Annotated in this window: 12 protein-coding genes and 1 tRNA gene; 9 read left to right on the forward strand and 4 right to left on the reverse strand. The window is 51.2% G+C overall.

Features of this window, described 5'->3' with window-relative positions; translation table 11 throughout:
• Nucleotides 1–84: 84 nt before the first annotated feature.
• A tRNA-Trp gene (locus JK211_RS10615) sits at nucleotides 85–160 on the forward strand.
• 136 nt (nucleotides 161–296) lie between these two features.
• On the opposite strand, the gene hdfR is transcribed toward JK211_RS10615, so the two are convergent.
• Entirely contained in the window at nucleotides 297–1,121 is an 825-nt protein-coding gene (gene hdfR / locus JK211_RS10620; protein WP_212708652.1) for an HTH-type transcriptional regulator HdfR, read from the reverse strand.
• Nucleotides 1,122–1,242: 121 nt separating this feature from the next.
• On the opposite strand from hdfR, the gene JK211_RS10625 reads away from it, so the two are divergent.
• Nucleotides 1,243–1,581: a DUF413 domain-containing protein gene (locus JK211_RS10625; RefSeq protein ID WP_212708653.1), complete on the forward strand. Its 339-nt coding sequence runs from the start codon at nucleotides 1,243–1,245 to the stop codon at nucleotides 1,579–1,581.
• Nucleotides 1,582–1,628: 47 nt separating this feature from the next.
• Here the strand turns inward: JK211_RS10625 and JK211_RS10630 are convergent, their stop codons facing one another.
• A complete protein-coding gene (locus JK211_RS10630) occupies nucleotides 1,629–3,149 on the reverse strand; it encodes a YifB family Mg chelatase-like AAA ATPase (protein ID WP_212708654.1) in 1,521 nt (506 codons plus the stop codon).
• Between the two features lie 327 nt (nucleotides 3,150–3,476).
• On the opposite strand from JK211_RS10630, the gene ilvL reads away from it, so the two are divergent.
• From ilvL to ilvA, 6 genes are all read left to right on the forward strand, one after another.
• Entirely contained in the window at nucleotides 3,477–3,575 is a 99-nt protein-coding gene (gene ilvL, locus JK211_RS10635) for an ilv operon leader peptide (RefSeq protein WP_071780145.1), read from the forward strand.
• Nucleotides 3,576–3,725: 150 nt separating this feature from the next.
• The gene (gene ilvG / locus JK211_RS10640; protein ID WP_212708655.1) at nucleotides 3,726–5,372 is read left to right on the forward strand and encodes an acetolactate synthase 2 catalytic subunit; all 1,647 of its coding nucleotides are present in this window, start codon (nucleotides 3,726–3,728) and stop codon (nucleotides 5,370–5,372) included.
• On the forward strand, nucleotides 5,369–5,602 hold the full coding sequence (ilvM, locus tag JK211_RS10645) for an acetolactate synthase 2 small subunit (protein ID WP_212708656.1): 234 nt from the start codon (nucleotides 5,369–5,371) through the stop codon (nucleotides 5,600–5,602). The genes ilvG and ilvM overlap by 4 nt, the downstream gene beginning before the upstream one ends.
• Nucleotides 5,603–5,648: 46 nt before the next feature.
• Nucleotides 5,649–6,578, forward strand: a complete 930-nt coding sequence (ilvE, locus tag JK211_RS10650) for a branched-chain-amino-acid transaminase (RefSeq protein ID WP_212708657.1) — start codon at nucleotides 5,649–5,651, stop codon at nucleotides 6,576–6,578.
• A gap of 64 nt (nucleotides 6,579–6,642) precedes the next feature.
• Nucleotides 6,643–8,493 (forward strand): dihydroxy-acid dehydratase, encoded by a 1,851-nt coding sequence (gene ilvD / locus JK211_RS10655; protein WP_212708658.1) that lies wholly within the window; start codon nucleotides 6,643–6,645, stop codon nucleotides 8,491–8,493.
• Nucleotides 8,494–8,499: 6 nt separating this feature from the next.
• Nucleotides 8,500–10,047, forward strand: coding sequence for a threonine ammonia-lyase, biosynthetic (gene ilvA / locus JK211_RS10660; protein ID WP_212708659.1), 1,548 nt, complete (start codon nucleotides 8,500–8,502; stop codon nucleotides 10,045–10,047).
• Here the strand turns inward: ilvA and ilvY are convergent, their stop codons facing one another.
• Entirely contained in the window at nucleotides 10,048–10,929 is an 882-nt protein-coding gene (gene ilvY, locus JK211_RS10665; RefSeq protein ID WP_212708660.1) for an HTH-type transcriptional activator IlvY, read from the reverse strand. It abuts the gene before it with no gap.
• Between the two features lie 161 nt (nucleotides 10,930–11,090).
• On the opposite strand from ilvY, the gene ilvC reads away from it, so the two are divergent.
• Nucleotides 11,091–12,569 carry a ketol-acid reductoisomerase gene (gene ilvC / locus JK211_RS10670; RefSeq protein WP_212708661.1) on the forward strand — a complete coding sequence of 493 codons (1,479 nt, stop codon included), beginning with the start codon at nucleotides 11,091–11,093 and terminating at the stop codon, nucleotides 12,567–12,569.
• A 321-nt stretch (nucleotides 12,570–12,890) separates the two neighbouring features.
• On the opposite strand, the gene JK211_RS10675 is transcribed toward ilvC, so the two are convergent.
• Nucleotides 12,891–14,225, reverse strand: a complete 1,335-nt coding sequence (locus tag JK211_RS10675; RefSeq protein ID WP_212708662.1) for an MFS transporter — start codon at nucleotides 14,223–14,225, stop codon at nucleotides 12,891–12,893.
• Between the last annotated feature and the right edge of the window lie 63 nt (nucleotides 14,226–14,288).

The following is a 14,288-nucleotide window of genomic DNA, read 5'->3' on the forward strand; positions in this document are numbered from 1 at the left end:
GAGCGGTAGTTCAGTTGGTTAGAATACCTGCCTGTCACGCAGGGGGTCGCGGGTTCGAGTCCCGTCCGTTCCGCCACCCTATTTAGGGGCGTAGTTCAATTGGTAGAGCACCGGTCTCCAAAACCGGGTGTTGGGGGTTCGAGTCCCTCCGCCCCTGCCAGAAAAAATAATCCTTTGCCTGGCAAAGGATTTTTTTTTGTCTGAAAAAACCTGTCTTTTACCGACATTCGCCGTCTGGCGATGCCGGTTCCTGTTCTTTCTGTATTTTCCTGAATAAATGTTTATCTGATAATTATTTAACGTAACACTACCGGTACTTTCAGTAATTGTTTCAGGGCTGATTGCTGATCACTATTTTGCAGCCAGACAGCATATAAAGGTCTGACAACTGTTGCTGTATCGGTCACCGGAACCAAATCTTTATACAGTGTTTGCCAGTATTCCGGCAGAAATGCACAGGAATCGGTAGTGTGCAGTAAATCCCGGGCAATATGAGCGGATGTCGTCGTCAGTATCGGGGTATCCTCATTTCCTGACAGATAAAACTCGTGCTGATGAAAGTCTGCCCCCCATTCCAGTTTGATATACCGGTACTTCTCTTTTTTCTCTGAGTGACGGGAACGGAATAATGCCAGCGAAATATGGCCAATTTGCTGGCTGGATAATTCATCCATTTTTGGTGCTTCGGTGGTGATCAGAACATCCAGTTGCCGTTCGTGGATCTGTTTGACCAGCAGGTGCCTCTGGGCGACCCTGGCTTCAATATACAGGTTTTCCCTGGTCTGATACAGGCTTTTCAGCCAGGGGGTCATATAAGCCTCCCAGAGCGCAGTACTGGCACCGATCGTCAGTTCATGGTGCTGTAGTGACAGGGATACCTCTTTCTTTGCCAGCTGCCAGGTATTCATCAGGTTCTCTGCATACGGCAGCAGGCGTTCGCCAGCTGATGTCAGACGAATATTATTCCGGTGTCGGGTAAACAGGCTGACACCGAGCTGATTTTCGAGCTGGCGAATGCGGAAACTTACCGCGGACTGGGTCAGATACAATGCTTCTGCAGCCCTTCCAAAATGGCGTGTTCTGCTGACTTCGAGGAAAGTTTTCAGCAATTCAGTATCCACAATTTCATCTCCAAAATCATTAATCGTTATGATTTAAATCTTTTGTTTTACACTTTGTCAAGCGTATCTAATACTCCGCGCCATAAATCACACGACCATAAAAGAGTTAGGAGCGTGTAAAATGTCGGACAGCTTTACCACAACCAATCGCTTTTTTGATAATAAACACTACCCGCGAGGGTTCTCACGCCACGGTGATTTTACCATCAGGGAAGCCCAGCTACTTGAGCGTCATGGCTTTGCTTTTAATGAGCTGGATTTGGCAAAGCGTGAACCTGTAACGGAAGAAGAACACAGATTTGTAGAAGTCTGTCGCGGTATTCGTGAGCCGGCAACCGAAGCAGAACGCGTCTGGTCAAAATACATGTCCAGAATTAAACGTCCAAAACGTTTCCACACGTTATCCGGCGGTAAACCGCAGATGGATACCGTCGAAGAGTTTAATGACAGCGACGATTAATAGTATCAGTGAAAGGGCCAGCGGCCCTTTTTTTCGTCTGTTATTTATCAGGTCCGTTCCTGTTGTAAACGATGTAATAATCTGTCCATCGCACGGTAGCTTAATGCCTCCAGCAGTTGCTCTTTGGTAATTTCCGGTTGCAGCCTGAGATCAGCCAGCGTCCTGGCAACTTTCAGAATGCGCTGCCATGCCCGGACGGACAGACCGAGAGCAGATAAGGTCTCTTCAAGCCATTGTGCATCTTGCTGAGTGATCTGACACCAGCGCCTTACCTCTGCATTATTCAGCAAAGCATTTATCTTACCGGCCCGTTTCTGTTGGTATTCCCTGGCCCTGATAACCCGTTCACGGACCTGTCCGCTACTTTCGCCAGGCTGGAATGTTTTGCTCAGTGTACCCGGCGGTAACAGGGGGACTTCAAGAGAGAGATCAAAGCGGTCGAGGAATGGTCCTGATAACCGGTTCAGATAACGAAGTAACTGGCTGGCTGACTGCCGGCGATGCACTCCTTCGTAATGTCCGGTTGGGCCGGGATTCATAGCAGCAATTAACTGAAAACGTGCCGGAAAAGTGATCCTTGCTTTTGCTCTGGCAATTGATATGTCTCCGGACTCCAGAGGCTGGCGGAGGGCATCCAGTGTTTTTCGCTCAAATTCGGGTAGTTCATCGAGGAACAGTACCCCGTTATGGGCCAGAGATATCTCTCCGGGCAGTGGCAGAGAGCCTCCCCCGACCAGAGCAAACATGGAAGCACTGTGGTGGGGAGCGCGAAACGGGCGATCGGTACAGAGTGTTGCAGCAGGGGCATTATGGCTCAGACTCAGCAGGGCGGTACATTCCAGGGCTTCGTGCGCTGTCAGCGGGGGTAAAAGGCCGGGAAGTCTGGCTGCCAGCATCGTTTTCCCGGTTCCCGGCGGACCAACCAGCAACATATTGTGTCCGCCGGCGGCTGTAATCTCTAATGCCCGGCGGGCATGCTGCTGGCCGATAATATCCTGCAGGTCGGGATACTGCCTGCTGATAACGGGCAGGTGATTTTCTGCCTGACGCAACTCGCCTTTGCCGTGCAGAAAATGACAGATTTCAAGCAGAGTTTTGCCAATACAGGCGGTATCGCCCTGGATGAGCCCGGCTTCGGCTTCGTTATCGGCAGAAAGGATCATGGTTCGCTGTGCATTCCGGGCAGCGATAACGGCAGGGATTGCACCTCTGACTGCTCTCAGGCTGCCATTCAGTGCCAGTTCACTGAGGAATTCTAGCCGGGGCAACTGTGCCGCAGGTATTTGATGAGACGCAGCCAGGATAGCGATGGCGATAGGCAGGTCATAGCGTCCGCCCTCTTTAGGCATATCTGCCGGTGCCAGGTTAACGGTAATACGGCGTGCGGGAAAAGTGAATCCGCTATTGAGTATGGCGCTGCGCACCCGCTCGCGGGCTTCTTTTACCGTTGCTTCGGGTAATCCGACCAGTGTCAGCCCGGGGAGCCCACTGCTCAGATGTACTTCAATCATGACTAAGGGTGCATCAATACCGATACTTGCCCGGGTCATTACTCTGGCTAATGACATATTCTCTCCTTATGATCATCGCCAGTGTAAAATGCTGGTCATGGATACGGTGAGAAAATAAGCAAAATTCAGAAGTTACCACGCAAAGAAACAGGCCGGGGAAAAAATTTTTGCGGTGTCATTATGAGCGGTTTTACAGTACTGCTGTTTTTTCGACATAAAAAGATGGCAATTATCTTTTTAAATATAACTAATACTTATCAATATCTTAAAAAAATACCATACCGGTTCCCAAAAAAATAAACACAGAAAAATGTTGTCACATCACATTAATCTGTGATAACTCTTTAGGCATTACTTCGAATTAAGCGAATTATTGTACTTATTATGAAAGCCCTTCTACGAGTGATTAGCCTGGTCGTGATTAGTGTGGTGGTGATTATTCTACCATCGTGCGGGGCTGCACTCGGAGAAAGAAAGGCTTAAAAATCAAGCCTTAATCGAAAGAGAACCCCCGCACCGAAAGGTCCGGGGGTTTTTTTTTGGTTATCAGGCATTACAGTATTTTAATGTGGAGCAGATGATGAAAAGTAGTATGAAATTCTGTTGTTCCCGACAAAAGGCAGGAGAATAGCCATGACCGGAGCACAGTGGGTAGTTCAGGCATTACGGACACAGGGGATTCAGACCGTTTTTGGTTATCCGGGCGGGGCAATTATGCCAGTGTATGATGCTCTTTATGATGGTGGTGTTGAACACCTGCTGTGCCGGCATGAGCAAGGCGCTGTAATGGCGGCAATTGGTTATGCCAGAGCGACCGGTAATACGGGCGTGTGTATTGCAACTTCTGGTCCGGGAGCGACTAACCTGATCACCGGGCTGGCGGATGCGATGATGGATTCAGTTCCTGTGGTTGCCATCACCGGACAGGTTTCTTCTGCTGTGATTGGTACTGATGCTTTCCAGGAGATTGATGTTCTTGGATTATCCCTGGCCTGTACTAAACACAGTTTTATGGTGCAGTCACTGGAAGAACTGCCTGCGATACTGGAAAGCGCGTTTGATATTGCTAATTCCGGTCGTCCGGGGCCGGTTCTGGTCGATATCCCTAAAGATATCCAGCTGGGTTCTGCTGATTTCACGCCACATCAGTTACCGGTTAATCCGCCGCTGCAGCTGCCTGACGCGGATATCGCAGCCGCCCGGCAGTTAATGTCCCGGTCAGTAAAACCGGTAGTGTACATCGGTGGTGGTGTGGGGATCGCCGGTGCGGTTCCGGCGTTACGTGATTTTCTGCGGGTGACCGGCATCCCGTCAGTTTGTACCCTGAAAGGGTTAGGGGCAGTTGCGGATACGGAAGAGGCTTATCTGGGCATGCTGGGCATGCATGGCAGTAAAGTGGCCAACCTGGCAGTCCAGCAGTGTGATTTGCTGATTGCTGTCGGGGCCCGTTTTGATGACCGCGTGACCGGGAAACTGGACACTTTTGCGCCTGATGCCTCGGTTATCCATCTGGATATTGACCCTGCAGAGTTGAATAAACTGCGCCGTGCCCATGTCAGCCTGCAGGGATGCCTGAATCAGCTGTTACCCGCCATCAGCCAGCCAATGGATATCGCTGAATGGTGCAGCGCCACAGCGTCGACGAAGCGGGATTTCGCCCCCGCGTATAATCATCCCGGTGACGCCATCTATGCCCCTGCATTATTAAATACCCTCTCAGAAAAAAAACCGCCCGCAACCATTATCACAACCGACGTCGGCCAGCACCAAATGTGGGCGGCTCAGCATATGACGTTTGATACACCGGATCGTTTTATTACCTCCAGTGGTCTGGGGACCATGGGCTTTGGTTTACCCGCCGCCATTGGTGCTCAGGTGGCCTGTCCGCAGGATACCGTCATTTGTGTATCCGGCGATGGCTCTATCATGATGAATATTCAGGAACTTGGCACCATTAAACGCCGGAAATTACCGGTGAAAATCCTGCTGCTGGATAACCAGCGACTGGGTATGGTTCGCCAGTGGCAGCAATTGTTTTTTGAACAACGCTACAGTGAAACCATTCTGACCGATAATCCTGACTTCCTGACGCTGGCAAGCGCTTTCGGTATTCCGGGGCAGCAAATCAGCCGTAAAGAGCAGATTGATGGTGCATTAGCCGAAATGCTGAATAGCGACGGGCCTTACTTTCTGCATGTCTCCATCGATGAAGCTGAAAATGTCTGGCCACTGGTTCCTCCCGGTGCCAGCAATGCCAATATGATGGAGGACAGTTTATGAAACAGCATCAGTTATCTATCGAAGCACAGTTCCGCCCTGAAATTTTAGAACGTATTTTACGGGTTATCCGCCATCGTGGTTTTCGGGTATGCACTATGAATGTTGTCGCCCGGGCAGCGGACAATGAGCAGGTCAGTATTGACCTGACCGTGGCCAGCCAGCGGCCGATTGATTTATTGTCGGTACAACTTACAAAACTGATGGACGTTACCCGCGTTCAGGTTCAATAACAAACAAACACAACACATCCACGCTAAAGCGTAAAAGGACAGAATAATGACGACTAAAAAAGCAGAGCTTATCTGGTTCAACGGGGAAATGGTTAAATGGGAAGAGGCTAAAGTCAGTGTGATGTCACACGCACTGCACTATGGTACTTCAGTATTTGAAGGTATCCGTTGCTATGACTCGCATAAAGGCCCGGTTGTTTTTCGCCATCGTGAACATATGCAGCGCCTGCGCGACTCAGCCAAAATCTATCGTTTCCCTGTGTCACAAAGCGTTGATCAACTGATGGAAGCATGCCGTGAAGTTCTGCGGGTGAATAACCTGAAAAGTGCTTATATCCGTCCGTTAGTCTTTGTCGGAGATGTCGGCCTGGGAGTTAACCCGCCGGAAGGATTCAGTACCGATGTCATTATTGCCGCCTTCCCGTGGGGAGCCTATCTGGGCGCAGAAGCCCTGGACCAGGGTATTGATGCTATGGTCTCATCCTGGAACCGTGTTGCGGCAAATACCATCCCGACAGCGGCGAAAGCCGGAGGGAACTACCTGTCCTCATTGCTGGTGGGCAGCGAAGCGCGTCGTCATGGCTATCAGGAAGGGATCGCGCTGGATGTGAACGGCTACGTTTCAGAAGGCGCAGGTGAAAACCTGTTCGAAGTGAAAGATGGCATTCTGTTTACCCCGCCATTCACCTCTTCGGCGCTGCCGGGGATCACCCGTGATGCCATCATTAAACTGGCCGCAGACTTAGGTATCGAAGTCCGTGAACAGGTGCTGTCCCGTGAATCCCTGTACCTGGCGGACGAAGTCTTTATGTCCGGGACTGCAGCAGAAATCACACCGGTGCGCAGTGTTGACGGCATTCAGGTCGGCGAAGGTCGCTGTGGCCCTGTGACAAAACGTATTCAGCAGGCATTCTTTGGTCTGTTTACCGGTGAAACGGAAGATAAATGGGGCTGGTTGGATCAGGTCAACCCATAATAATTGAGATATCACGCGGGTAGTCACTGCCCGCGAATTTTTTCCAGACTGGAGTAAACAGAGCATGCCTAAGTACCGTTCCGCCACCACCACCCATGGACGTAATATGGCCGGAGCCCGCGCCCTGTGGCGCGCAACCGGAATGACTGATGATGATTTCGGTAAGCCGATCATTGCGGTTGTAAACTCATTCACTCAGTTTGTGCCGGGCCATGTGCACTTACGTGATCTGGGTAAGCTGGTTGCCGAACAAATTGAAGCATCAGGGGGCGTTGCTAAAGAATTTAATACCATTGCGGTTGACGATGGTATCGCAATGGGCCATGGCGGTATGCTGTATTCACTGCCATCACGTGAGCTGATTGCTGACTCCGTAGAATATATGGTAAATGCGCACTGTGCTGATGCCATGGTCTGTATCTCAAACTGCGATAAGATCACCCCGGGAATGCTGATGGCGTCATTGCGTCTGAATATTCCGGTCATTTTTGTGTCCGGCGGCCCGATGGAAGCCGGTAAAACTAAACTGTCAGACCAAATCATTAAGCTGGATTTGGTGGATGCGATGATTCAGGGTGCGAATCCGAATGTCAGCGATGCCGACAGTGAACAGATTGAACGTTCAGCCTGTCCGACCTGTGGTTCCTGCTCCGGTATGTTTACGGCAAACTCCATGAACTGTCTGACCGAAGCTCTGGGTCTTTCTCAGCCGGGAAATGGTTCTCTGCTGGCGACCCATGCCGATCGCGAACAACTGTTTATCAACGCCGGTAAGCGAATTGTCAGCCTGACAAAGCGTTATTATGAACAGGATGATACTTCTGTGCTGCCACGTAATATCGCCAGCAAGGAAGCATTTGAAAATGCGATGACGCTGGATATCGCCATGGGCGGGTCGACAAATACCGTACTGCACTTACTGGCAGCGGCGCGGGAAGGGGAAATTGACTTCGATATTTCAGATATCGATCGCCTGTCCCGTCAGGTACCTCATCTGTGTAAAGTGGCACCCAGTACCCCGAAATACCATATGGAGGATGTGCACCGTGCCGGTGGAGTGATTGGTATTCTCGGTGAGCTGGACCGTGCAGGCCTGCTGAACACCTCAGTACCGAATATCCTGGGTACCACCTTGCGGGAAGCCCTGGATAATTACGATATCATGCTGACGAAAGATGAAGCAGTGAAAGAAATGTACCGTGCCGGCCCTGCCGGGATTCGTACCACGAAAGCTTTCTCGCAGAACTGTCGCTGGGATACGCTGGATGATGACCGTGAACAGGGCTGTATCCGGACCCGTGAACATGCATATTCACAGGATGGCGGGCTGGCAGTACTGTACGGCAATATGGCGCTGGATGGCTGTATTGTGAAAACAGCCGGGGTGGATAAAGACATTCTGACCTTCCGTGGTCCGGCAAAAGTGTATGAAAGTCAGGATGATGCCGTAGAGGCGATCCTTGGCGGTAAGGTTGTTGCCGGCGATGTTGTGGTGATCCGCTACGAAGGCCCGAAAGGAGGGCCGGGTATGCAGGAAATGCTGTACCCCACCACCTATCTGAAATCGATGGGCCTGGGTAAAAGCTGCGCATTAATTACTGATGGTCGTTTCTCCGGAGGGACATCCGGATTATCTATCGGCCACGCGTCTCCGGAAGCAGCGAATGGCGGCACTATTGCCCTGGTAAAAGACGGTGACATGATTGATATCAATATCCCTGGCCGCAGTATCAGCCTGGATATCAGCGATGCAGAACTGCAGACACGTCGTACCGCGGAAGAAGCCCGTGGCAATGCCGCTTATACCCCACAGGATCGTCAGCGTGAAGTGTCGTTTGCACTGCGGGCTTACGCTTCACTGGCGACCAGTGCCGATAAAGGTGCCGTTCGCGACAAGAGTAAACTGGGAGGTTAATCGATCATGGCAGCTTCCAAACCTCTTTCTTCCGCACCTTCGGGTGCGGAGTACCTGCATGCAGCGTTGCGATCCCCGGTCTATGAGATTACCCGGGTCACTCCGTTACAGACGATGGAAAAACTGTCGCGGCGTCTTGGCAATACCATCATGGTAAAACGTGAAGATCGTCAGCCGGTGCATAGCTTTAAATTGCGCGGAGCTTACGCAATGATTGCCGGGTTGAATCAACAGCAACGCACCCGGGGAGTGGTGACTGCGTCGGCCGGTAACCATGCTCAGGGGGTTGCACTGTCTGCCAGCCAGCTAGGGATCAAGTCTCTGATTGTGATGCCGGTAGCCACCGCAGAAATTAAGGTAGATGCGGTGCGTGCTTTTGGCGGAGAGGCCTGTCTGCATGGCGCAAACTTTGATGAAGCAAAAGCGAAAGCTATCTCGCTGGCAGAAGAACATGGTTATACCTTTGTGCCGCCGTTCGATCATCCGGCAGTGATCGCGGGGCAGGGTACCCTGGCACTGGAACTGCTGCAGCAGGATGCACATATCGATCGTATCTTCGTCCCGGTGGGTGGTGGCGGTCTGGCTGCCGGGGTGGCGGTGGTTATTAAACAACTGATGCCGGAAATTAAAGTGATCGCTGTTGAAGCTGAAGATTCCGCCTGCCTTAATGCCGCACTCAAGGCGGGTGGGCCGGTGGATTTATCGCGGGTCGGTTTGTTTGCCGAAGGGGTGGCTGTTAAGCGTATTGGTAACGAAACCTATCGTCTTTGCAGGGAGTACCTGGATGATATCGTGACTGTCGACAGTGATGCTATTTGCTCAGCAATGAAAGATATTTTCGAAGATGTGCGTGCAATCGCCGAGCCTTCCGGGGCTCTGGCGCTGGCAGGGATGAAAAAATATATTCAGCAGCATGATATTAAAGATGAGCGGCTGGCACATGTTTTATCCGGTGCTAACGTCAATTTTCACGGACTGCGTTATGTCTCAGAACGCTGTGAGCTGGGCGAACAGCGCGAAGCTTTGCTGGCAGTGACGATCCCGGAACAGCCGGGGAGCTTCCTGAAGTTTTGTCAGATCCTCGGTGGCCGTGCGGTGACCGAATTTAATTATCGTTATGCGGATGACCAGAATGCCTGCATTTTTGTCGGCGTGCGTTTAACCCGCGGGCTGGACGAACGCACTGAAATTGTCCGGCAACTGAGTGACGAAGGTTACCTGGTGGTGGACCTGTCAGACGACGAAATGGCTAAACTGCATCTGCGTTATATGGTCGGGGGCAGGCCGGGTAAACCATTGCAGGAAAGGTTATACAGTTTTGAGTTTCCTGAATCGCCGGGAGCTCTGCTGAAATTTCTGCAGACCCTGGGCACGCACTGGAATATCTCCCTGTTTCACTACCGTAGTCATGGCACAGACTATGGCCGGGTACTGGCTGCATTTGAACTCGGTAATAATGATCCCCGGTTTGCGGAGCATCTGTCCGCACTGGGTTATGATTTTCATGATGAAAGTAATAATCCGGCCTTCCGGTTTTTCCTTGCTGGCCGGTGATCAGAGTAAATCCCAGAAAGCATTGATCAGCGGCTCTCCGAGCCGCTTCTTCCGGACACACACCCCCAGTTCCAGCGGAGTACCCGTATCGCTGAGTGGCAGGGACATAATACGGTTACGTACCGGCTCGGGGCTGTTTTCCAGCACCACGACCGGCAATAAAGCCACACCACAGCCGAGGGCAACCATCGACACTATCGCTTCGTGTCCTGCGACCGTGGCATAAATCAGCGGATTGGTGATTTTTCTGCGGCGCAGCCACAGATCGACGCTGCGCCGTACCGGCCCTTGCTCAGGAAAAATAAAGGGTACCCGGCTCCAGTCAGGATCGACCGAGGTGACCTCGCTCCTGACCGGGCAAGGTAATGCCGGCGCAATCAGTGCCAGGGGCAGCACATCCAGAGGATTAAATGCTATTCCTGCAGGCAGAGACTCAGGTTTACCGGCTATTGCCAGGTCGGCTTCACCGGAACTGATTTTCTCTACGGCATCAGAAGGGTCGCCGGTAGATAATTTAATTTCCACCTGCGGATGTTCGGCCCGAAAACGGTCAAGGACAGGAGGCAGATGGCTATAGGCAGCAGTCACGGAGCAGAACAGATGTAACTCACCACTCAGGGAAGGACTATTAAGGTCCATCAGGTGACGCAGTTGCTGATAATGCAGCAGGGTTTGTCTGGCAAACAGGCTGAAATTTTCTCCGGCGGTGGTCAGGGCAACTGAACGATTATCGCGCATAAATAACGGGTGACCCACGTCCTCTTCCAGCCGCTGGATTTGACGTGAAAGGGTGGAGGGACTGACGTGCATAGCGCGGGCCGTCTGGCCAAAATGACGGCTGTCGGCCAGATGCAGAAATAATTTCAGATCCCGTAAATCCATGCTGAGTGACTCCGTAGTGTATTGCAGTTATTGCAATATAACGTTGTTAATATATCAATTTAAGCAATAGAAATCCTGACATATGATGGAGGTATTCTCAGTCACGCAACCTTCGCGGCTGAATACCTTATAAATACAAACACAACTCAACCGGAGTACCCATGGCTAACTATTTCAACACTCTGAATCTGCGTAACCAGTTAGCGCAGTTAGGCAAATGTCGTTTTATGTCCCGTGACGAATTTGCGGACGAAGCCAGCTTTCTGAAAGGCAAAAAAATCGTGATTGTTGGTTGTGGTGCGCAGGGCCTTAACCAGGGGCTGAATATGCGTGATTCCGGTCTGGATATTGCTTACGCCCTGCGTGCTGAAGCGATTGCTGAGAAACGTGCCTCATGGCGCAAAGCGACAGATAACGGCTTTAAAGTCGGTACCTATGAACAGCTGATCCCGCAGGCCGACCTGGTGGTCAACCTGACGCCGGACAAGCAGCACTCTGCTGTAGTTCAGGCAGTGCAGCCTCTGATGAAAGAAGGCTCTGCACTGGGTTACTCTCATGGTTTTAACATTGTTGAAGTCGGCGAAACTATCCGTAAAGATATTACGGTCGTGATGGTCGCGCCAAAATGTCCGGGCACTGAAGTCCGTGAAGAATATAAGCGTGGTTTCGGGGTTCCTACCCTGATCGCCGTACATCCGGAAAATGATCCTAAGGGTGAAGGTCTGGCGATTGCCAAAGCATGGGCAGCAGCTACCGGAGGCCACCGTGCCGGGGTGCTGGAATCTTCTTTTGTTGCCGAAGTAAAATCAGACCTGATGGGTGAACAGACTATCCTGTGCGGTATGTTACAGGCGGGTTCTTTACTGTGTTTTGATAAGCTGGTGGCTGAAGGTACCGATGCCGCTTATGCTGAAAAACTGATCCAGTTTGGCTGGGAAACGATCACCGAATCACTGAAGTTTGGTGGTATTACCCTGATGATGGATCGTCTGTCGAATCCTGCAAAAATTCGTGCGTATGAACTGTCAGAACAGCTGAAAGAGATCATGGCTCCTCTGTTTCAGAAACATATGGATGACATTATCTCTGGTGCATTCTCTTCCGGTATGATGGCTGACTGGGCTAATAATGATAAAGATTTGCTGACCTGGCGTGAAGAGACCGGTAAAACAGCCTTCGAAAATGCTGCGCAGTTCGAAGGAAAAATTGCTGAGCAGGACTACTACGACCAGGGCGTGGTGATGATTGCGATGGTTAAAGCCGGCGTTGAACTGGCGTTTGAAACCATGGTTGACTCCGGAATTATCGAAGAGTCTGCATATTATGAATCACTGCATGAACTGCCTCTGATCGCGAATACCATTGCACGTAAGCGTCTGTATGAAATGAATGTCGTTATTTCCGATACTGCCGAGTACGGTAACTATCTGTTCTCTTTTGCGGCGGTTCCGCTGCTGAAAGACTTTATGGCTCAGCTGCAGACCGGTGATTTAGGTCAGGAAACCCTGAAGGGTAATGGCGTTGATAATGCGCAGCTGCGTGAAGTTAATGAAGCTATCCGCCAGCACCCGATTGAAAAGGTCGGTGGTAAACTGCGCGGTTATATGACCGATATGAAACGCATTGCCGTTGCCGGTTAATGCTAACCAAGGTTTAACAAACAGCCCGGCAATGCCGGGTTTTTTGTTGCCAGGTAACAGCCCGTACCTCAGGGACGAAATACAGCCCTTCATCTGTCACCTTTTCTGTCCGCTATTACTTTTGCCACTGGTGCTGGCGATCAGGCAATAGGGTGTATTGATTATCCTAAGTCTGATCAATATTGCCGGGCAGGGAGCGGTTATACGCCGCTTCACTGTTATTCAGCCTGAGTGAACAACCTGAATTTTGTGGCACTGAACACGGAAAGGGAAACAGAAAAGTGACCTCTTCCCCCTGTGGCGAGGAAGAGGTTTCAGGACTCAGGAGACTTCAAACAGGGTCTGATGGCGTGTTTCTTTGCTGAGCACCAGTGCCAGCAGTGTCAGTACCGCCATCGACGCCAGATATAATCCGACAGCGAACAGTCCGTACTTAGCATTCAGCCAGGTGGCAATATAAGGGGCGACAGAAGCACCTAAAATTGACGACAGGTTATAGGAGAAAGATGCTCCGGTATAACGGACTTCGGTCGGGAACAACTCCGGTAATAACGCACCCATCGGCCCGAAAGTCAGGCCCATAATACTCAGTCCGGTCAGTAAGAACAGCATCACCAGCCATGATGATCCGGATCCCAGCAGGGCAGGGAACAGCAAGGCGAAGGCAATAATCAGCAACGTGATCGCGATCATGGTGCGGCGGCGACCAAACCGGTCCGCCATAATACCGGCCAGCGGGATGGTAATGCCGAATCCGATAACCGCAATCATCAGCATCCACAGGAAACTGTTACGCGAGAAGCCTAAACCGGCGGGTGCGGGTGCAGTGCCGAAGCTCATTGAATAGACAGTCATAATATAAAACAGGGTATAGGTGGCCAGCATAATAAACGTCCCGATAATTGTGGCCCCGAAATGTTCAGAAAGCAGGGTGGCAATCGGCACTTTAACCTGTTTATTCTCTTGTTTAACTTTGTCGAATACCGGGCTTTCATGCAGCGACACACGCACATACAGGCCAATAATCACCAGTACGGCTGACAGAATAAAAGGCACTCGCCAGCCCCAGTCCATAAACTGCTGGTCAGTCAGCAGCCAGGAAAGCAGTAAAAAAGTGCCGTTTGCGAAAAAGAAACCGATAGGCGCACCCAGCTGCGGGAACGAACCATAAAACGCCCGTTTTCTGGCCGGCGCATTTTCGGTCGCCAGCAGAGCTGCACCTCCCCATTCTCCGCCCAGTCCCAGCCCCTGGCCAAAGCGGGCCAGGGCCAGCAATAAAGGCGCTGCCACGCCGATGGTGCTATAGCCAGGCAGTAATCCGATCACGACCGTCGAAATACCCATCGTTAATAAAGAGGCTACCAGTGTCGCTTTACGGCCGATCCGGTCGCCGAAGTGACCAAATACTGCTGAGCCGATGGGCCGGGCAACGAAAGCAATGGCGAAAGTTGCCAGCGACTGAAGTGTCGCGACAGTGGCATCACCCTGCGGGAAAAAAATATGTGGAAATACAATAACGGCCGCAGTGGCATAAATATAGAAATCAAAAAATTCAATGGCGGTACCCACCAGGGAGGCGATAACGACTTTTCCTCTTGAGTTCACCGGGGGAGAGTCTGCGGCTGATAAGTAAGGCTCAGTATGGCTGGTTTGCATAATAATAGATTCTTATTTTTGTAACGATGGACGAACCATATTACGCAGCTGTTTTATAGCCTT

Origin of the sequence: Tatumella sp. JGM130 (genome assembly GCF_018257525.1) — a bacterium.
GTDB classification, from domain to species: Bacteria; Pseudomonadota; Gammaproteobacteria; order Enterobacterales; family Enterobacteriaceae; genus Tatumella; species Tatumella punctata.

What these genes read in the sequence shown, in the direction of transcription:
- ilvE (WP_212708657.1), top strand. Translation starts at nt 5,649, where the DNA reads ATGACGACTAAAAAAGCAGAGCTTATCTGGTTCAACGGGGAAATGGTT.
- JK211_RS10625 (WP_212708653.1), top strand. Translation starts at nt 1,243, where the DNA reads ATGTCGGACAGCTTTACCACAACCAATCGCTTTTTTGATAATAAACAC.
- ilvA (WP_212708659.1), top strand. Translation starts at nt 8,500, where the DNA reads ATGGCAGCTTCCAAACCTCTTTCTTCCGCACCTTCGGGTGCGGAGTAC.
- JK211_RS10630 (WP_212708654.1), bottom strand. Translation starts at nt 3,149, where the DNA reads ATGTCATTAGCCAGAGTAATGACCCGGGCAAGTATCGGTATTGATGCA.
- ilvG (WP_212708655.1), top strand. Translation starts at nt 3,726, where the DNA reads ATGACCGGAGCACAGTGGGTAGTTCAGGCATTACGGACACAGGGGATT.
- ilvD (WP_212708658.1), top strand. Translation starts at nt 6,643, where the DNA reads ATGCCTAAGTACCGTTCCGCCACCACCACCCATGGACGTAATATGGCC.
- JK211_RS10675 (WP_212708662.1), bottom strand. Translation starts at nt 14,225, where the DNA reads ATGCAAACCAGCCATACTGAGCCTTACTTATCAGCCGCAGACTCTCCC.
- ilvM (WP_212708656.1), top strand. Translation starts at nt 5,369, where the DNA reads ATGAAACAGCATCAGTTATCTATCGAAGCACAGTTCCGCCCTGAAATT.
- ilvL (WP_071780145.1), top strand. Translation starts at nt 3,477, where the DNA reads ATGAAAGCCCTTCTACGAGTGATTAGCCTGGTCGTGATTAGTGTGGTG.
- ilvY (WP_212708660.1), bottom strand. Translation starts at nt 10,929, where the DNA reads ATGGATTTACGGGATCTGAAATTATTTCTGCATCTGGCCGACAGCCGT.
- ilvC (WP_212708661.1), top strand. Translation starts at nt 11,091, where the DNA reads ATGGCTAACTATTTCAACACTCTGAATCTGCGTAACCAGTTAGCGCAG.